We start from the raw sequence: 19,647 nt of genomic DNA on the forward strand, positions 1-19,647 counted from the left end.
CCAAAAATGAGCCTATACACGATCTACAGGCATATATAGTTAGCTGTACTTGAAATCTGCAAGAACTGTTGCAGATTTGTTTGCGTTATTTGTTAACTTCAGTACATATTTGAGTATATCACATCGTATATACAATATCGAAGGTGAAAATATGAATAAAATATTAAATTTAACTATATTAGTTGAACTAAAGATTTTACACAATCCACTCCAATAACTCTATTAAACTTTAACATAAGCTGTTTTGACAGCATTTACTATCGTGAACATGCCAAAAAACCGGTTCAGTCGATGTATCGACTGCCGGTTTCTTGGCTAGCTGTTAGGAACTGTATACACCAGATCTACCTGCTCCCCGGTGCTGAATCGGTAAAACCGATAATAATTGTGTGTATCCGCTTTGTAATATACCTGCCAAACGTAAATATTATTTACGACTCCGGGCATGATCCGATTAATCTCGCCGCCAGGCACGTCCGACTCGAAGCGACTGCGAATTTGTGTCTCAGACATCCCGTTCTGCAGCAGCTCACTGTGAACCCCGCCCGTACCTTGCACAGGCTTATTGTTCGCATCAAACTTCACCCATACCATAATATCCTGGTTGTCTTTATTTTTGGCCGTCATCGTCCAATAGATGTTGTCATCGCCTTCTTTTTCGCCCCAGACGTATTTGCGCAGCTCATCCGGTGATGTGATGCCGAGCTGGTCCTTCGCCGCCTGAATCGCCAGTGCTTCCTCCTGGCGCTGATCCTGTGTAACGTAGACATAATATTGCTGCAGTCCAAACAAAACCAGAACGAGGATGAGCAGCGATATCCAGATCCACTTCTTTTTTTTCTTCAAGAGCTGAACTTCCTTTCCTTGAAAAACTGCACACTGCAGCCTGTCTATTCCTTAACGAGCAAGCAGCTGGTCAAATGCCTGCTGAGCTTCTCGCAAAATACGCTCTTCATCAAGTGTCAAACATTCACCATGCTTCACTACCTGCTTCCCGTCAACCCAGACGTGCTGCACGTCCTTCGCAGAAGCAGAATATATCGTATGTGAAATCAGATCGGTATGCGGATAGAAATGAGCCTGTTCAATATCTAATGCAATAAAATCAGCCTTCATTCCCACTAGCAGCGCTCCTGTATCCTTCAGAAAGATAGACTTCGCACCGTAACCTGTTCCAAGCAGCAGCGCCTCACCAGCAGGTACAGCTGTCGGATCGCCAGATACACCTTTATGGATAAGGGCTGCAAGCCGCATTTCCTCAAACATATCCAAATTGTTATTACTCGCAGGGCCATCTGTCCCCAGTGATACCGTCACCCCGGCTTTTAACAGCGCTGGAACACGCGCTACCCCGGAGGCCAGCTTCAGATTACTCCCCGGATTGTGAGATACGGCAACATCATGACGCCCCAAAATTTCGATCTCTTCATCGTTCAGATGCACCGCATGAGCTACCAGCGAAGGGCGGGAGAAGAAGCCGTGTTTCTCCAGATGTGCCACTGGACGCAGACCATAATCTGTTACATTTTGCTCAACTTCACGTAAGGTTTCTGACATGTGTGTATGCAGCGGCAGGTCCAGATCATGTGCAACCTGTACCAGCTTCTCTATGTAGTCTGGAGGACAAGTATAGGGTGCGTGCGGAGAAATTACGGTTGTGATGCGTCCACCCGCCTGTCCATTCCACTCACGTGCAAATGCTGCAGACTCTTCCAGTTTGCGCATCTGCTCTTCTTCCGAACAAAGTCCGATTACACCACGCGCAAGAGCAGCTCTTGCCCCGGACTGTTCCACCACTTTTGCGACCTGATCCATATGATCGTACATATCCAGAAATGCTGTTGTGCCGCCTTTCAACATCTCCAGCACGGAAAGCGATGCTCCCCAATACACGTCCTCGGAAGTCATTTTGGCCTCCATAGGCCACATTTTTTCCTGCAGCCACACCTGCAATGCCAGATCATCGCCATGGCCGCGAAGCAGTGACATCGCTGCATGACCATGCGTATTGATCAGACCCGGCAGGAAGAGAAGCCCTTTTCCATCCACTTTAGTCAGATGCTCGTTTCCTTCCGGCAGCGTCTCACCAATATGCACAATCTTGTCATCCTCAACAACCATATATCCTAGCACTACTGTCCAGTTGGAGCCTTCATTTACAGCAAATTTCCCGTTGTGAATTACCCATTTATTCGTTGTTGTCATCTTGCTCCTCGTCCTTTCCGTTCTCCAAGTAATAAGCCAGGCTCAGCAAATCTGTTGTAAAATCAGCATGATGGATACGTACATGCGGAGGTGTTTTCAGAATGGTTGGTGCAAAGTTCAGAATGGCCTCAATCCCCGATTCAATCAGCTGGTCAGCGACATTCTGCGCTTCTGTATCAGGAACCGTGATGATGCCGATGCGGATGTTATCTTTTTGTACCGCCTCGGTCAGCTCTTCCATCGGTTTGACCGTCAGACTGTTGATCTTGCTGCCAATCTTCGGACCATATGCATCAAAGATAGCTACAATCTTCATATTGTCCTTGAGGTACGCATTATAATTCGACAACGCATGTCCAAGATTACCGGCTCCAACCAGAGCCACATTGATCTGTTGGTCTATTTTCAATATGTGACGAATCTTCTCAATCAAGTAAGAAACATCATATCCAATGCCTTTACGGCCAAAATCACCAAAATAAGCCAGATCCTTGCGAATCTGGGCCGGATTCAAGTCAAGGCGTTGTCCAAGCTCCTGCGAGGAAACCGTTGTCACCTCACGCTGCACGAGTTCATTCAAATAACGCAAATACACAGGCAGACGTCTTACTACTGCTTCTGAAATTTTATCCGATTTCATTCTTGCTCCCCCTTACCATTGCCACGATAAAATAATAAATAATGCTGCGATATCAAAATACATATTGAAAAGATGAGCATTCTGTATATCTACCTATGCATAGCTGCAGTATTTTTATATATACAGAATGCCCGCAAGTTAAATTTATAAGTTCATGATGTTCTGCCTGTAAAGTCTCTTTCGAGTGTAACGCCATGTTAAAGCACAATGCAATGCCATAGCTTACAAAAAAATGAATATTTTTGCTACTCGGCAGGTCGATCCAGCCATTCGGAAATACGCGGTACCATCTGTTCTGTGAGCATATGTTCCATCTTCGGCCCAGGCAGCGAGTACAGGAAATACTTGCCGTAGTAAGCCTCGATCACACGGGTATCATACACGATGACAATACCCCGATCCTTGCCGGTACGAACCAGTCGTCCAAATCCCTGCTTGAACCGGATGACCGCCTGTGGAACAGACAGCTTCATAAATGGATTTTTTTTCTGCTCCACCAGCAGTTCACTCTTCGCTTCGAGAAGCGGATGGTTCGGCGGCTGAAACGGCAGTCGTACAATCGCCAGACAGGTGAGAGCTTCGCCTGGAATATCCACCCCTTCCCAGAAGCTGCTCGTGCCCAGCAGTACCGCCGCTTTGGCATCCTGAAATCTTCGGGTCAGCTTGGAGCGATTGCCACTGTCCACCCCTTGGCCCAGCAGAGAAATGTCATTTCCCGACAAGGCCTCCTTGAGCGGATCATACACCTGGCGAAGCATTTTGTAAGAGGTGAACAGCACCATCATCCGTCCACGAGTTGCGATCGCCGCTTCAGCCAGCGATTGCACCAGCATCTGTACAAAGTGTGCATCTCCGACACTGCCCTTCAGACTCGGGAAATCACGCGGGATCACCAGCAAAGCCTGCTCACGATAATTAAACGGAGAAGGAAGCATGGATGTCAGCAGCCGATTATTGTCCGCAGCCTCCTGCAAGCCCAGCTGCTCAATCATAAACTGGAAGGACTTATCTACAGACAATGTCGCCGATGTAAGCACAACGCTTTTCTTTTTGTCAAAAAACATCTCTTTCAGCTGTGCACTTACATCCACCGGAACAGCGTATAGCTGAAGGGATTTACTGCGGAACTGACCGCTAGCTTCCATCCAGTACACGGTCTTGGCATCGTCCATACGCATGAAGAATCGCAAATTCTCCTTCATTGTCGTCAAATCCTTCAACAGTCCGGTAATATCTGTGATCAGGCTGTCAGACTGATAATCATCCTGGTCCTCTTTCACTTCAAGCAGCAGCTTGTCGCCCTTGCGAACCATATCGCCCAGAGTGACATAGATCTGGTTCTCCAGATCCTGCAGCTCCTGCCATTTCGCAGGCTTTTGCGATGCCTTCAGTCGAAGGGAGAATTGTCCTGTCTCGCCTGGTGACGCATCGCTGCGTTCAGGAAGCAGGCTGAACAGAGCGTCGCTCAGACGGTCCCAGAGCTCCTTAACTTCCACAGCAAGAGGAAACATCTCATCCACCATGGAACCCCACTGCACGCCTTTCTCGTGTCCTGACAGCTGTGAGCGCAGCATCGGCAGCTGCCCGTTACGGCTGTCCTTGAACAAACGTGTGAGTGTGTGCACAAGGGTAAAATATTTCATATGAAGACCCAGATGTTTACCCGCAACATCCTCCAGGTGATGGGCCTCATCGATAACCAAACTTTCGTATGCTGGCAAAAGCTGATGAGCTGCCTTCACATCCGTGAACAGCTTCGAATGATTGGTAATCACAATGTCCGAAAGCCCGGCCTCATGCTTGGCGCGGTGATAGAAACATTTGCGGAACCAAGGGCAGGATCTGCCAAGACATGATTCAGATTCGCTCTGAACAGTCTCCCAGAAGTCGCCGCCACGTGCACTGAGGTTCAGCTCCTCGTCATCCCCCGTTTCCGTTTGTGTGAGCCATACAATCATTTGAGCTGCTGTGAAATAATCCTCTTTTGGCGTAGCAAATTCACGTTTGTTGATTTTGTGTTCGAACTTGCGAAGGCACAGGTAATGCCCTCTGCCCTTGAAGACAGCGGCCTTGAACGGGAATGGCACCACCTGTGTCAGCATGGGAATATCCCGCTCACGCAGCTGCTCCTGCAAATTGATGGTGTGAGTGCTCACCATCACCTTCTGCTCCTGTTTAACACTTTCATAAATAGCAGGCAGCAAGTACCCCAGTGACTTCCCTGTGCCCGTTCCAGCTTCCAGAAGAAGATGTTTCTCTTCATCCAGCGCCTGTCGTACACTGCTAAACATCTGTGTCTGTGCTTCACGCTCTTCATAATGCTCCAGCGTATCCTTGAGATTAGCTCTCACCTGATCCATAAACTGATCAAAGCTTACCCCGTCCAGCGGATTCGCTTCCCGTTCATCGCGAGGTGCTCCAATCTCCGTCCAATCGCTGACGTTAAGCGCCAGCTGACGATAATACGTATGCCCGTCAAGGTCTTGTATTGGCTCAGCTTCCTTCTCGCTGCGCAGTCCGTCCAAAAACCAGCCCAGATCACTATCCTCTGGCGCAAACAGATCACTAAGCCGCTGAATTGTTATTAAAGGCAGCTCTTTAAGCTCATCCAGACACTTGAGCAGCACATAAGCTGTTGCAAGTGCATCGCTGTCCGCCTGATGTGGACGGTCATGCTGAAATCCGAACTCGGCTGACACATAACCGAGCTGATACGATCCCAGAGAAGGAAACGTAATTTTCAGAAAGTCGATCGTATCGAGAATACGGCCTGTAAAAGGCAAATAACCGCACCGATCCAGCGCATTCTGCAAAAAATGAAAATCAAAGGCAACGTTATGGCCCACAAGCACCACATCGTCAAGAAGCGGTACCATCTCCATCATCATCTCTTCGAGTGAAGGAGCATCCGCGACATCGTCTTCTGTAATTCCGGTCAGCCCCGTAATAAAAGGAGGAATAGGTACACCCGGATTTACATAAGAACTATATATTTGAGTTATGCTGTAGTCATGATCTATGATGGCAAGTCCGGCCTGTATAATCTCACCGTCGGACTGCGTGCCGGTTGTTTCGAAATCCAAAACGGCAAATTTCATTGCAATATACGGTCCCTTCCATTCCAGTCTATGTTACAGCATAGCAAAAAAAAGGACATTTGAAAATTAACTGACAAAAAAGCGGTGTTCCCGCCGCTATGCCATAGGAGGAAACACCGTTCTTTTGCCGCCAAATGTCCATTTTAATTCAGGGCATTCAGCTGATTTGCGTATTGCAGTTTGCCTCTGTTCAGCCTGCAGGCTTCCATGTTATACAGAGGCTCGGTCAATGTCGGGTCATGCTGAAGGGCCTGGGCAAACAAGGAGCAAGCTGCTTCCGGATTTGAAAGCTTGGCTTGAATACAGCCCAGAACATTACATACAAGGCCCTTGAGCCGCGCAGAACCGTTTAACAGCATAATATGCTGTAAATGGACTTCTGAATCGAATAACTGTTCCAGATTCAGGTGAGCAAGTGCCAGATAGAAGCGGGCCAGCGCACTCTCCGGATAGTCGTGAACAACCCTTGAGAATTGATCAATGGCTTGCGGATACATTTGCAGCTTGAAGTACCCCTGACCGCGACTGAAGCATTCCAGATAAAGCTCGGGAAGAGCAGTAACTGCCTCCTGCTCCGGCTCCAGAGAAGCCGGCTTTTCGAGCTCCTGCTCCCTCAGCTGGCTCATCTTTTCTTCAAACATCAGCCATTCATCCAGCACTCCATCACTCATGCGCTTTAATAAATTCCATTTCTGCTGCAGTTCCTGTTTGTCCAGACCTTTAGCGGAAGGATAGCTCTTGATAATTTCATCTAACATGTCGTTCATCTCGGCGAAAACATGCTGGAACATCGCTTGCATCCCCACCCTTGAAAAAATGGATTAGTGCAGTGACCTGTACTCATTTTTTGCTGGATGAGCCGATTTCATTCCCCTTCCCAGCCGATTACAAAATCGTGGCGTGCACTTCCTTTTTCATCGTCTGCACCGGTTTGTTCTGACCGTCGACGAATACCACCGTTGGTTGATGTGTACTCGCTTCTTCCTGAGACATCATCGCATAGGAAATGATAATTACCGTATCTCCAGGCTGTACGAGACGGGCTGCCGCGCCGTTCAGGCAGATTACACCACTGCCGCGCGGACCTGGAATAACATAGGTTTCAAGCCGTGCACCATTGTTGTTATTCACAATTTGCACCTTTTCATTTTCCATCAGGTCCGATGTCTCCATCAGGTCTTCATCAATGGTAATGCTACCCACATAGTTCAAGTTCGCTTCCGTCACCGTCGCACGGTGGATTTTGGATTTCATCAAAGTTCTAAACATGGGACAGCACCTCCAGATGTTGAATACGTATATTATCAATCAATCTTGTTTTTCCAAATTTCACGGCCAGTGCAATTAACAGATCGTCGAAGGCACGCAGTTCATCCAGGTCATGAAGCGGCTCCAGACTTGGAAAAGCCTGAATCTCTGCATAATCAATAACAGCTTCAGCAGATTTGCCAATGTGCTCACGCAGCAGACGACGAACGTCAGCCGCTGTAACCGCCTTTCCTGCCTCAACAGCCTCCTGCACCGCACGCAGTGCCTGAGACAGCACTAATGCCTCCTTACGCAGCTCTGAGCTCAAATAAACATTGCGCGAGCTCAGCGCCAGTCCATCCTCTTCACGAACAATCGGGCAAGGTACAATCTCAACAGGCATATTAAGATCATTGACCATCTGTTCAATGACTGCTACCTGCTGTGCATCCTTCATACCGAAAAACGCCTTTTGCGGCTGCACGATGTTAAACAGCTTGGATACAACCGTCGTGACACCGTCAAAATGCCCCGGACGAGAGGCTCCGCATAAACGCTCCGTGATTCGGGAGACCGAAACTGTCGTTTGTGTCGGCTGTGGATACATCTCCTCCACGGAGGGAATAAATACGATATCGACTCCTTCATTGCGAGCTGTCTCAACATCCCTTGCCTCATCCCGCGGATAACTGTCGAAGTCTTCATTCGGACCAAACTGAATCGGATTCACAAAAATACTCAGTACCACGATGTCCGTTTGTTGTCTTGCAGCCTTCATCAGGCTGGCATGACCCTGGTGAAGATATCCCATCGTTGGTACCAGTCCAACAACAGCCCCTTTAGCATCGCCCGCCTGATTTGTGCGAATCAACTGAATTTCCTGTCTTAATGCTGTGATTGTGCGTATAACCTTCATCAGCGAATTTCCACCTTTTCTTTGCGTTGTCCATACAATTCATCCAGCACACCATCAGCGGCATTGAATACATGCTCTTCTGCCGGGAATGAACGATCCTTCACTTCTTTTACGTAAGCTGCAATGCTGCTGCGAATCAGCGAACCAACGTCGCCATAAGTTTTGACAAAACGTTTCGGTGTGTAAGGCGAAGCATACTGAACCACGTCATGGAAAACGAGCACCTGTCCATCGCATCCGCGGCCTGCACCGATGCCAATGGTTGGAATGGATAACTCTTTCGAAATGGCAGCTGCAACCTCTTCCGTTACCAGCTCAAGCACGATGCCAAAAGCACCTGCGGCCTCAAGCGCCTTCGCTTCATCCATCAGACGCTTCGCATCTGCAGCATCCTTGCCCTGAATGCGGTAACCTCCGATTTGATTCACCGATTGCGGCGTCAAACCGATGTGTCCAAGCACAGGTACTCCTGCCTGCACTACGGCTTTGACCGTATCTGCAATTTCAACGCCGCCTTCCATTTTGACCGCATGCGCATGACCCTCCTGCATCAGGCGGCGCACACCTTTCAGCGTTTCGTCAATACTGCCGTGATACGTCATGAAAGGCATATCTGCCACGATAAACGTATTCTCTGCACCACGTACAACCGAACGGGTATGGTACACCATATCATCAATCGTCACCGGCAGCGTGGAATTGTAACCCAGCACAACGTTTCCCAGGGAATCTCCCACCAGAATGATATCAATGCCGGCTTCCTCGGCAAGCAGAGCTGTCGGATAATCGTAAGCCGTAATCATGCTTAGCGGTATTCCGTCCTGCTTGTATTTTTTCATTTTCACAATGTTCAATGGTTGCTTCTTAGCCATGTTCTTGTGCCCCTTTCTCTTTCCCTTTTCATTAAACGCAACAAAAAAAACCTTTTAGTTTTTCCACTAAAAAGTCCCGAAAAGTCAAAAAAGAGTCACTTGCGATCGTCCCTTCTGTCTCGGTCCTCTTCGGCTCAGAGCAGAATCCAACAATACTTTTGTCGATATGTTACTTTGATTACATTGCCGTCTGCTTCAACAAACAAAGCAAACAGAACCAAGATATACTGCCCTAAGGAGTGCAGCTCGGTCTGTAACAACCCGATACCGCCTCACGAACACAGTATAGCAGAGTTCTGCTCAAACTTCACGTCTAATGTTCACATGACCTGTGAAAGTTCGACAAAATGTCAGCTTTTCCAGCTTACTTCCCCTGAAACGATGAGCTCACGGTGTCCATCCTGCATCTCGACTACTAGCGCCCCCGAAGGGTCAAGCCCTACAGTTGTGCCTTCAATCACTCCATGTGGATTCGTGATGGTCACTTTGCGGTGCAAGGATACCGACAATGCCTCCCACAGCGATGCGATAACACTAAACCCCTCTTTTTGATATAAAAAATAGAGATGCTCCAGCTCGGTCAGAATGGCGGCTGCAAGCGCGGTTCGGTCAATCGGCTGTCCGGTTTCGATCTTGAGCGAGGTGGCGATATGCTGCAAGTCTTCCGGGTAGTCATGTGTATCAAAGTTCGCATCCACACCAATGCCTGCCACACAGTATCGAACCTCGTGATCTTCGACCGTCGATTCCAGCAAAATACCACACATCTTACGGCCAGCAATTAACAGATCATTGGACCATTTAATGCCTGCCTGAGCACCAGTGCAAGCGCGAATAGCTCGGCATACGGCTACACCGGTCAGAAGCGTTAGCTGCGGTGTATGCTGTATAGCCAGCTCCGGACGCAGCAGCACACTCATCCATATGCCTTTGCCAGAAGGAGAAAACCATTTTCTACCGAATCGACCTCTTCCTCCAGTCTGCTCTTCTGCAAAAACAACAGCCCCTTCGGCCTCGCCTTCCTCAGCCAGCTTCTGAACATCCCCCTGGGTGGACAGCGTGGAGGAGAGCATCACGGACTTACGACCAAATACGGTTGTTTTCAGCGCCAGCTGCAGCGCTGCTGCATCAATTCTTTCCGGCTTGGTGACCAGGCGATATCCTTTACGGGAAACCGCCTCGAATTCATAGCCCATGTCACGCAGTTTATTCACATGTTTCCATACAGCCGTTCGGCTGATCGCCAGATGTCTGCTGATGTCCTCACCCGATACAAACTCACCATCAGCATGAAGCAGCATATGTAATAAATCTTCATGCTTGCTCATTCACAGCCACCCGCTTCACTTCAGCACTTAACGCTTCATGCTGATTCATTATATTTCCGATTGCCGTCTCTTTCAGCAAATGTTTCATCAGCTGTCCCAGCCAAGGTCCACCCTTGCGATCCACCAGCTTCAATACCTGCTCTCCGGTAATTTGTAACTCCTTCAGCTCATGCACAGGCATGGATTGACTCCAGACAGCAGCTTGTGCCTGAACTTGAGCCAGCCTGAGATATGCCTGCTCCGAAACTTTTCGCCACTGTTTCGGCAGAACCTGCTGAAGCTGGAGCCAGTCACTGGCCGCTTGAGCACCGCAATGGAGTACGGTGACAATCCAGTTTGCCCGAAGAGTGTCTATATCACCGCATTGCTCAACAAAATTAGTGACCTGCTGCTCTACCTGAAGAACCCCGGTAATACGGGTACGTTGATCATTAGAGAACGTCCACTGCCGCAATAGCTTGTCCGCCTCTTCGCGGTCATAAGCACCTGCAAGCAGCAGACAAGACCAACGCAGCAATGTGTGATCTCCTGTCAATTGCTCCAGCCCAGTCAGCATACGCCGATTAAATCTGGACGCATTCACCGGAGCCTTGACATGCTCCAGCGCCTGACTGCGATCTAACAATGCCAGCCCTTTCAGTGGATGAGGACCAGCCATCATCTTCACCATCTCGGTTCGAACCCGCTCCATCGCAATATGCTGAAGCAATTCGCGCTGGTGTACCAAGCCTTTCCAAGTATTAAAGGCAATGCTGAAATCAAATACCGAAGCGAATCGTACACAGCGCAGCATTCGCAGTGCATCCTCACCAAAGCGCTCAACTGCCAGCCCTACACAGCGAACCAGCTTCTGCTTAATATCCGTTTGCCCGCCGAACGGGTCTACAATAACCCCATCCACGCCCATTGCCAGAGCATTCATGGTGAAATCCCGCCGCTGCAAGTCTTCCTTGATATCCTGAACAAATTGTACTGCTGCAGGTCTGCGATTATCCTGATATTCGGATTCCGTGCGAAACGTAGTTACTTCGAAATAATGCCCTCCTGAACGAACCGTTACCGTTCCATGCTGCAGCCCTGTAGGGATGCAGTCCTCAAATATGTTCATCACTTGCTCGGGAGAAGCAGAGGTTGTAATGTCCATATCATCAACAGAACGGCCCATTAATTCATCACGAACACAGCCGCCAACCCAATATGCCTTGAACCCCTCTTCATTTAACCGAATGAGCACGTTCTCACTTTGTTTTGCCATTTCATAATCTGCTTGTTTCCATTGAACCACCATATATCACCTCTTCTCTTACCTGCTGTGGTCCCCGAGGCTTACCCGCATACGGGATTCAAACTGGGAATTTCTCTCCCAAGCACACGATAGTATATTTGTTCATAATTGTGGCGAATAGAGTCATTACAGAAATCATGATGCGCCCGCTGCAGACAAGCTTCCCTGATATCCGCAGCCAGACGCTCGTTTGTCAACAAACGTATCGCGTTCTCTGCCATAGACTTCGTATCTCCGATTGGTGAGAGAAATCCTGTTTTGCCATGCAGCACAAGCTCTGGAATACCACCAGCCTGTGAACCAATCGTGGGTACACCACATGCCATAGCTTCGAGTGCCACAAGGCCAAAGCTCTCCTTTTCAGATGGAAGCATCAAAATGTCAGCCATGGATATCACCTGAGCGATATCATCCTGTCTGCCGAGGAAGTGAACCTTGTCACTCAAGCCGAGCTCTTTAATCTTGCATTGAATTTTAGGCAAATCCGGCCCCTCACCTACAAACAGCAGCTTGGCAGGAACCTGCTCCTGTACTTGACGAAAGACCTCGACCACATCCTGCGTTCGTTTGACTGGACGGAAGTTGGAGATGTGCATCAATATTTTTTCATCTGGTGTAGCAAAATCACGACGCAGACTCGCCGCATCTCTCGGATAATACACACGCTTGTCAATAAAATTATAAGTCAGGTCAATCGGCCGCTCGATGTCCAGCAGCTCGACCGTTTCACGAATCAAATCCTGGGATACGGCGGTTACCGCGTCACTCTCATTGATCGCCAGACGAATCAGGTCTTTCAGAGATTCATCCTGAGCGAGCACAGTAATATCCGTACCATGAAGTGTAGTCACAACTTTCAGGTTGTCCCCGACCATCTGTTTCGCGAGAAAAGCACATACCGCATGCGGCACCGCATAATGGACATGCAGCAGATCAAGCTGCTGCGCCTTCGCCACCTGTGCCATCTTGGTCGCCAAAGAAAGGTCATACGGCGGATAACGAAACACATAATAATCATTTACTTCAACTTCATGATAGTAAATGTTCTTCTGGAATTTTCCTAGTCTGAAAGGAATACTATTTGCAATAAAATGAACCTGATGTCCCTGCTCAGCCAATAACTTGCCGAGTTCCGTTGCGACAACCCCAGAACCTCCGAGAGACGGATAACAGGTAATTCCGATTTTTAGCTTTTGATCCATCCGGTTGGACGCTCCTTTGATCTCCCGCTTCGTGCAGGTTGATATCAAACAACGGAAAAATTAGATATCCTAATCCGTTAATTGTTAATTATATTGTGTGAATAAATGGACTTATATCTTTATATACAAATTACCTCTGGCTTCAAACCCCAAACTGTGTCACAACATAAGGTGTTTTCGTGGCAAAACCTTCCGCAAATGAAATCATGCTGCGCTGTCCAAGCAAGGAATCACGAGCTCTCACCCGTTCGATATAACCTTGATTCAGCGGCGTAGATACGATGCCTTCACCCTGCTCAAACTGGGAGCGATAACAGCGAAGCGATGTTTCCTTCTGTTCATAGTGTTCCGTAATATCCACAATCAAATCCGTAGGACCGATATCGTTAATAAAATAAAAATATGTTGCCTTTACCTGCACAGCAGGCATATCCGGCAAGTAATTTCGCAGCTTTGCGTTAAATACCGCTTCCTGAACAAGTTTACTGCACATGATATGATCGGGATGCCGATCCTCCCAATAAGGAGCAAAAACGATGCGCGGTGCATGTTTGCGTATCTCCGCAGTAACCGCTTGTACCTGTTCAGGTGTAATATAAAGTCCGCGGTCTGGCAAGCCGAGATTGGTCCGACACGAAAGACCGAGGACGCGGGAGGCTTGCTCCGCTTCCTCGGTTCTGCGCTCGACTGTGCCATTGGAGGACATCTCCGAACGCGTCAGATCACATACGCCTACCTTTAAACCGGCAGCTGTATGTTTCGCAATCGTTCCGGCCATTCCAATCTCGGCATCATCTGCATGTGCTCCGAAGATGAGAATATCCAGGCTCATTCAGCATCACCTGTTTGGATTCCAGCCTCAGGCTTGTACTTATGTACCAGCTCTCTCCAAGCAAAATCACCGCGATCCAGTGCTTTAACAAGAATCTCGGCGGTTGCTATATTCGTTGCCAGCGGTATCCCCTGTACATCACACAGGCGTAGCAGTGCATTGATGTCCGGCTCGTGCGGCTGAGCCATCAGCGGGTCACGCAGGAAGATGATCAGGTCCATCTCGTTTTGCGCTACCAAAGCACCGATCTGCTGGTCGCCTCCCAGCGGCCCTGATTCAAAACGATGAATCTGCAGGGATGTGCCCTCCATAATACGAAGACCAGTTGTGCCCGTGGAGTATAATTGATGATCCGTAAACACAGGCTCATAGGCGGTGACGAAGTTTACCATTTCTTCTTTTTTGCGATCATGGGCGATAAATGCGATTTTCAACATGACAATCTTGATCTCCTTTACATGACTATCTTTAAATTACGTTCTAATCGATAAAGTTGTCAAAGCCGTATACGAGACCCGTATATTCCATGACCTTTTGTACACCGATCTTGACTCCCGGCATATAACCTGCACGTTCATATGAATCATGTCGTATTTTCAGCGACTGTCCGTAATCACCGAATACCACTTCCTGCTGAGCGAACACACCCGGCAGACGCACACTATGGATGCGGAACCCGTTGTAATATCCACCACGTGCTCCTTCAATCGTTTCTTCCTCGTTCGGATTGCCTTGACGGATCTCTTCACGATTGGCCGCAATCAGCTCTGCTGTTTTGATTGCTGTTCCTGAAGGTGCATCCAGCTTCTGATCTCCGTGATACTCAATGATCTCCACGTTAGGCATATGCTTGGCCGCCTGTGCGGCAAAACGCATCATCAGGATCGCTCCAATCGAGAAGTTAGGCGCAATCAGTCCGCCAATGCCTTTCTCCTGGCACTGCTTGTCCAGTTGTTCGATCTGCTCCGGCGTGAAGCCGGTAACACCCATGACAGGTCTTACGCCATGACGAATGGCAATCTCTGTATGAGCAAAGGCAAATTGAGGCACTGTAAAATCAACCATGACCTGCGGCTTGGTTTCGGCAAAAGCCATTTCGATATCATCCGTTACCAGTACACCGCAATCCGGCAATCCTACAAGTGCCCCGGCGTCCGTGCCTGCTCCGGAGCGGTTGACAGCGGCTGCAAGCTCCAGATCCGGGTCCTGTAGTACCAGCTTCACCACTTCACGGCCCATTCGGCCAGCCGCTCCGATCACGGCAACTCTAATCACTTCACTCATCTTGGCTGCATCTCCTTCACTATGTTCGTTCATGTATTCGTCTCAACCCAGCTGTCATCCCAGCCATTTCATTTCGGACTGTGATGATCTCTTACTGCATGGATTTCATACGCTGCTTCGTATCCTGTAACATTTGATGCAGCTGCCCATTCTGCGGATCAAGCAGGATGGCATCCTGCAGGGCCTGCAGGGCACTCTCGTACTCATTCAGATCACTGCAAGCCAGCGCCAGCATAACATGAGCTTCCACCGACAGCGGGTCTAATCTGACCGCTTCTTTGAGAAGCGTAGCTGCTTCGACATAAGGCGTGGTTGTTTCTTCACCTGCCTGCTCCAGCAGCATTTTGGCCGTCATTGTCAGCTGTTTCGCCTCAAGTGTCTGCAGATGAAGCACATATTCTTCTACGCCTTCGGATAACTCCACTGCCTTGCGGGCGTATTCAAGTGCAGGCAGCAGATGATTGCTGCGAGCATGTGTAATGGAACAGCGATAATATAACTCGGCATGTTCCGGGTGAGCATGAATGGCCGTCTCAAACCAGCGAATGGCCTGCTCAAAATCATTTTGCAATATACAGCGGTAAGCCTGCTGCATATAATCTTCCGGTTTCATCATCAAGCTGACCCTCCCCGTGCGGGTGATGGTACAGCATATGTAATTTACGCCTAATCGGTGTTTTTTGGAGTCCACCGATTTGCGTCGCGGGTATTAAATTTATGCATGACTTTATCATGCGCTTCAGCCAAATCAATACCGAGCGAGTTTGCAAAACATATCGTGATAAACAAAATATCTCCGAGCTCAAGTTCAATCGAATTGGCAGCTTCGGAAGCCTTCTTCGGTTTCTCTCCGAACTCGTGATTCACTTCACGGGCAAGCTCTCCAACCTCTTCAGACATCCGGGCCAGCATGGCCAGAGGACTGAAATATCCCTCTTTAAACTGGGAAATATAGAGGTCTACCTCACGCTGCATTTCCGCCAGACTTTTCTCCATGAGAGCAGGTTCTCCTTCTATTCTGATGTCGTGTTTGTTCCTAATAATATCAGTTATTGAAGCTCACTTCCACCATCATCCGGCACAAATTCATTTTTAAGGTCCTGCATAATTCCATTTTCAAGGTCTTGAACAAACCATTTTTAAAGATTGAAGAAACAGGTATACTAATATGGGAATGATTGCTTGCACATTCTAATTCATGTACAGAGAGGGATCTTATGAGCACTGCCAAAACGTGGGTTCAACTAAAGCTCGTACTGCCCATTCTGCTGGGTACAGCCTTGTATGCTTTCGGGCTTCTCTATTTTATTATCCCTAATCAGCTGATGGAGGGCGGACTTACTGGGGTAACCGTATTAATCAACTATGCCTTCGGGGTTTCTCCTTCACTGACAACATTGATTCTGAACGTGCCGCTGTTTCTCATTGGCCTTAAAGTACTGGGCGGCAGACAGATGATTTACACTGGCATCGGGGTCGGCGCGCTGACGGCCTTTCTATGGCTTTTTGAGAAGCTGATCCATCAAGGCTGGATTGAACCGTTACATACAGAAAACGACCTTCTCTTGGCCGCTTTGTATGCAGGAGTAACCCTTGGAGCCGGCCTTGGCATCGTTTTTCGCTGGGGAGGCACTACAGGCGGCTCTGATATTATTGCACGTATTCTGAACCGCAAATATGGCTGGAGTATGGGACGTGTGCTGTTAGGCATCGACTTTGTCATTATCGGGCTTTCACTCATCTACATTCCCAAGGAAAAAATTCTCTATACACTGGTAGCCGTGTTTATTGCGTCCAAAGTCATCGACTTCATTCAGGAAGGCGCTTATTCTGCCCGCGCATTTATGATCATCAGCGACCATGCCCCGCAGATTGCAGAGCAGATCACCAAAGATATGGACCGTGGTGTTACACTGATTCCCGCTATCGGAGCTTATTCCAAACAAGCCAAACATATGGCATACTGTGTTATTTCCAGACAGGAGTTCCGCAGACTTCAGACCATTGTGCGCTCGATCGACCCAAGAGCCTTTGTCATTATCAGCGATGTACATGATGTACATGGCGAAGGTTTCAAGGAAAGCTGACACCCGTTTTCGGAATGTAAAACATATAAGAAAAACCTCTTCCCGCATGAATGGCCATGAATCTGGCCGCTTGCGTTGAGAGGTTTTTTTATTAACGTCGATATGTAAAAATATCCTGCTGCTGTGCACGGTATTTGCGGTATCCCGCATAACTGAGCGCAGCGACAATGACCGAACTGATCACCAGTCCCGCGACCCTGCGGTCAGGCCCCTGTACAAAAGGAACAAATGCACTCTCATCCTTCTCACGTCCAAACAGCTGGTTCACCAATTCTTCTCCGTGAGCAGTCATGCTTCTCAGCTGCGCAGCATCAGGCTGCTTTGCCTGTGTCAGCCCTTTGATATGGGAGAGCCATGCATCTACCTGTGCAATCTGGTACGGCTCGAGACGAATCATCGCTGCCGGCCGGATCGTTTCATAATGCTGCTCAAGTACCAGATATTGATTCGCGAGCTTGGTCGGGCTCTGGTTTTGATTAGCTGCGAGTGACAACGCGTCCAGATCATCCTTCATGATTTTATAATACTGCAGCCAAAGCGGCTTCACCGGGTGAGCTAAACTGTCCGCGGCAAGCCTGAGCTTGGCCGATGACTCCAGAAGCAGTTGTTTATCCGCCTGCAGTTTGACCGCAGCCTCTTTGACTTCAACTATTGTTTCAGATAAAGCATGAATGCCCTCAACCGAGGTTTGACCTTCAAACGAGATATGCTGCAAGCTGCTGCTGATGCGCAAAATGCTTGCGCGCACTTCCTCGATATTATTTTCCAGCGCTCGGCGATACAATACAGCGGCCTCTTCGTTCAGTTGTGCAATCGTATACTTGGAGGACACTTCCTGATTCCTGTTCGGACTGGATTCATCGCTTTGCGCAGATACTTGATTAGTTACATTCGTCCAAAGCAGCAGAGCCATGAGCGTTACGGCCAGCAATCCCGCTTTACTGATGCATCTTCTCTTCATGGACATCCCTCCCACCATCAATGTATGGCATGGGAGGCATGATTAGAACAGGCTGTGCATGTGTCTTCAGGCTCTTTTAGCCTGCTTCAGTGCCAGCCATGCAGCGAGAATACTGGCGATGGTCAACGTAAACGTAAAATTGCGAACAGCCTGTACATGGTTGTATAGCGTTGCGGGCAACCAGGGATAGATGTCATATGTATAATCCATTGTATCGTTGAGCAGTGTCCAGAGACCAGCCACAATCAATGCCACCCAGCGGAAGCCAAAGAAACGCACATAAATCAGGGCTTCGATAGCCATCGCACTGTGGGAGGCAATTAGCATCCAGTCCTGCCAGTGCTGCGCCCCTCCTTGAGACCAGCCTGCAAAAATAACAGCCACGGCCCATACTCCGTATTTTACAGAGGTTACAACCGCAAGAGCCTGAATGACATGTCCGATCCGCTGAAGGACTACCGACTTGACCGGATAAAGTACCCATAACAGCGCTAATGTGAAAAACAAGCTTGCTGTTGGGCTATCTGGCACAAATACGATCTGCCACGCCGGCTGATGGGCAAGTGTCCACTTCATCTGTTCTCCGTACCAGATATAGCCGTACACTGTGCCGAGTGCATTACACCAGAACAAAAGCCACAGGAAATAGCGATTGGTCAGAAACTCCCTGCTCCAAAAAAACGATAAAGCCACGCGCACCGCTCCTTCTTTCTTCTTCAAAATAACCCCATGCTGTTCTTCAACAAAAAAAGACTTCAAAAAAACCTGATCGATGAACGATCAGGTTTTTTCATTAATTTGATTTTACTGTTCTGCCTTCTGTTTCGCAAGCCATTCCGTTAGGTGGGTAATTTCCTCATCCGTAACACCCTGTGCAATAGCATTTTCGTACTGAGGCTGCATTCTGTTGTAACCTTCTTTAATGATGGTCAAAATTTCTTCCTGGCTGTGTTTGTCCCCTACTCCGCGAAGAGAGGGACCTCCTGCGCCTTTCAGGTCAGCTGCGTGGCAACTGATACATCCGGCTTTTTTATACGTTTCCATCGCCGGATCATCTTTGTCAACGATCGCGACCTCCTGCTGCTGTCCAGGTGCATTGGAGGTAGGCAACCCTTGCTCATGTTTCTCAAGAGCTTCTTCCTCCCGCTGAATATGCTCCGGCTTCTGACCTGACGCTTCAAGCTCATGCTTGTAGTGAGTCCAGGCTACGTTCGTGAGATAGAACACCGAAATGACAGACAGAAACATTAGAGCAGATGCAATCGGCCGTTTGTAGAAGCGACGCTCTTTCCCTGTGTCCAGGAAGGGAGCCAGCAGCAATGCCCCAAAAGCAACACCACTGACACCCAGCACGCCCAGCAGGACGTAATCTCCAGATGCGTAAGGATATTTCAAATACTGATACAGGAACAAAAAGTACCAGTCTGGCATCGGAATAACCGATGCACTTGGATTCGCCGGATAGCCGAGAGGTGCAGGTTCCGATATGGTCAGCACCAGGATGCCGACCAGAACAACGACACCTACCATCCATTCCTTCAACAAGAAGTTCGGAATAAATGCTTCCGACTTGCCGGGATATGCCGTGTAGTCAGGTGGAGTGATAAACCCCGACCCCTTGCGGACGCGTGAATCACCGACAAAGATAACCTTTTCCTCATCATTGTTCTTGTGCCCGTGAGCCATTAC

At 48.6% G+C, this 19,647-nt stretch carries 20 protein-coding genes; 1 reads left to right on the top strand and 19 read right to left on the bottom strand.

Annotated elements, in window-relative coordinates:
* Positions 1-315 precede the first annotated feature (315 nt).
* The 16 genes from ACQSGY_RS11105 to ACQSGY_RS11180 all read right to left on the bottom strand — a co-directional run bounded on the left by ACQSGY_RS11105 (position 316) and on the right by ACQSGY_RS11180 (position 15,906).
* Positions 316-846: a DUF5590 domain-containing protein gene (locus ACQSGY_RS11105; RefSeq protein ID WP_427051939.1), complete on the bottom strand. Its 531-nt coding sequence runs from the start codon at positions 844-846 to the stop codon at positions 316-318.
* A gap of 51 nt (positions 847-897) precedes the next feature.
* Positions 898-2,205, bottom strand: a complete 1,308-nt coding sequence (locus ACQSGY_RS11110) for an amidohydrolase (protein WP_427051940.1) — start codon at positions 2,203-2,205, stop codon at positions 898-900.
* A complete protein-coding gene (locus ACQSGY_RS11115; protein ID WP_184187330.1) occupies positions 2,189-2,845 on the bottom strand; it encodes a redox-sensing transcriptional repressor Rex in 657 nt (218 codons plus the stop codon). The genes ACQSGY_RS11110 and ACQSGY_RS11115 overlap by 17 nt, the downstream gene beginning before the upstream one ends.
* Before the next feature lie 245 nt (positions 2,846-3,090).
* Positions 3,091-5,943 carry an ATP-dependent DNA helicase DinG gene (gene dinG, locus ACQSGY_RS11120; protein WP_427051941.1) on the bottom strand — a complete coding sequence of 951 codons (2,853 nt, stop codon included), beginning with the start codon at positions 5,941-5,943 and terminating at the stop codon, positions 3,091-3,093.
* A 143-nt stretch (positions 5,944-6,086) separates the two neighbouring features.
* The gene (locus ACQSGY_RS11125; RefSeq protein ID WP_427051942.1) at positions 6,087-6,734 is read right to left on the bottom strand and encodes a tetratricopeptide repeat protein; all 648 of its coding nucleotides are present in this window, start codon (positions 6,732-6,734) and stop codon (positions 6,087-6,089) included.
* A gap of 94 nt (positions 6,735-6,828) precedes the next feature.
* Positions 6,829-7,212: an aspartate 1-decarboxylase gene (gene panD, locus ACQSGY_RS11130; protein ID WP_427051943.1), complete on the bottom strand. Its 384-nt coding sequence runs from the start codon at positions 7,210-7,212 to the stop codon at positions 6,829-6,831.
* A complete protein-coding gene (gene panC / locus ACQSGY_RS11135; RefSeq protein ID WP_427051944.1) occupies positions 7,205-8,107 on the bottom strand; it encodes a pantoate--beta-alanine ligase in 903 nt (300 codons plus the stop codon). The genes panD and panC overlap by 8 nt, the downstream gene beginning before the upstream one ends.
* Complete coding sequence (panB, locus tag ACQSGY_RS11140) at positions 8,107-8,979, bottom strand: 3-methyl-2-oxobutanoate hydroxymethyltransferase (protein WP_188591048.1); 873 nt, start codon at positions 8,977-8,979, stop codon at positions 8,107-8,109. Before panB ends, panC begins: the two co-directional genes overlap by 1 nt.
* A gap of 350 nt (positions 8,980-9,329) precedes the next feature.
* A complete protein-coding gene (locus tag ACQSGY_RS11145) occupies positions 9,330-10,307 on the bottom strand; it encodes a biotin--[acetyl-CoA-carboxylase] ligase (RefSeq protein ID WP_427051945.1) in 978 nt (325 codons plus the stop codon).
* Positions 10,294-11,595 (bottom strand): CCA tRNA nucleotidyltransferase, encoded by a 1,302-nt coding sequence (locus ACQSGY_RS11150; RefSeq protein ID WP_427051946.1) that lies wholly within the window; start codon positions 11,593-11,595, stop codon positions 10,294-10,296. The genes ACQSGY_RS11145 and ACQSGY_RS11150 overlap by 14 nt, the downstream gene beginning before the upstream one ends.
* 38 nt (positions 11,596-11,633) lie before the next feature.
* Positions 11,634-12,794, bottom strand: a complete 1,161-nt coding sequence (gene bshA, locus ACQSGY_RS11155; RefSeq protein ID WP_427051947.1) for an N-acetyl-alpha-D-glucosaminyl L-malate synthase BshA — start codon at positions 12,792-12,794, stop codon at positions 11,634-11,636.
* A gap of 142 nt (positions 12,795-12,936) precedes the next feature.
* Positions 12,937-13,626: a bacillithiol biosynthesis deacetylase BshB1 gene (bshB1, locus tag ACQSGY_RS11160; protein ID WP_427051948.1), complete on the bottom strand. Its 690-nt coding sequence runs from the start codon at positions 13,624-13,626 to the stop codon at positions 12,937-12,939.
* Entirely contained in the window at positions 13,623-14,063 is a 441-nt protein-coding gene (mgsA, locus tag ACQSGY_RS11165) for a methylglyoxal synthase (RefSeq protein WP_110894267.1), read from the bottom strand. Before mgsA ends, bshB1 begins: the two co-directional genes overlap by 4 nt.
* A 43-nt stretch (positions 14,064-14,106) precedes the next feature.
* On the bottom strand, positions 14,107-14,910 hold the full coding sequence (gene dapB / locus ACQSGY_RS11170; RefSeq protein WP_216514966.1) for a 4-hydroxy-tetrahydrodipicolinate reductase: 804 nt from the start codon (positions 14,908-14,910) through the stop codon (positions 14,107-14,109).
* Between the two features lie 91 nt (positions 14,911-15,001).
* Complete coding sequence (locus tag ACQSGY_RS11175; RefSeq protein ID WP_427051949.1) at positions 15,002-15,526, bottom strand: tetratricopeptide repeat protein; 525 nt, start codon at positions 15,524-15,526, stop codon at positions 15,002-15,004.
* Positions 15,527-15,576: 50 nt separating this feature from the next.
* A complete protein-coding gene (locus tag ACQSGY_RS11180; RefSeq protein ID WP_111271388.1) occupies positions 15,577-15,906 on the bottom strand; it encodes a nucleotide pyrophosphohydrolase in 330 nt (109 codons plus the stop codon).
* Between the two features lie 221 nt (positions 15,907-16,127).
* Here ACQSGY_RS11180 and ACQSGY_RS11185 point away from each other — a divergent pair, with 221 nt between their 5' ends.
* A complete protein-coding gene (locus ACQSGY_RS11185) occupies positions 16,128-16,997 on the top strand; it encodes a YitT family protein (protein ID WP_111271389.1) in 870 nt (289 codons plus the stop codon).
* Between the two features lie 91 nt (positions 16,998-17,088).
* Here the strand turns inward: ACQSGY_RS11185 and ACQSGY_RS11190 are convergent, their stop codons facing one another.
* The 3 genes from ACQSGY_RS11190 to ACQSGY_RS11200 form a co-directional block, all read right to left on the bottom strand.
* A complete protein-coding gene (locus tag ACQSGY_RS11190; RefSeq protein WP_427051950.1) occupies positions 17,089-17,958 on the bottom strand; it encodes a sporulation protein YpjB in 870 nt (289 codons plus the stop codon).
* Between the two features lie 66 nt (positions 17,959-18,024).
* A complete protein-coding gene (locus ACQSGY_RS11195) occupies positions 18,025-18,651 on the bottom strand; it encodes a DUF1405 domain-containing protein (protein WP_216514968.1) in 627 nt (208 codons plus the stop codon).
* A gap of 111 nt (positions 18,652-18,762) precedes the next feature.
* Complete coding sequence (locus tag ACQSGY_RS11200) at positions 18,763-19,644, bottom strand: c-type cytochrome (RefSeq protein ID WP_427051951.1); 882 nt, start codon at positions 19,642-19,644, stop codon at positions 18,763-18,765.
* Positions 19,645-19,647: the final 3 nt, after the last annotated feature.

The organism is Paenibacillus sp. TC-CSREp1 (genome assembly GCF_050171015.1).
In the GTDB taxonomy this organism is placed as follows: Bacteria; Bacillota; Bacilli; order Paenibacillales; family Paenibacillaceae; genus Paenibacillus; species Paenibacillus silvae.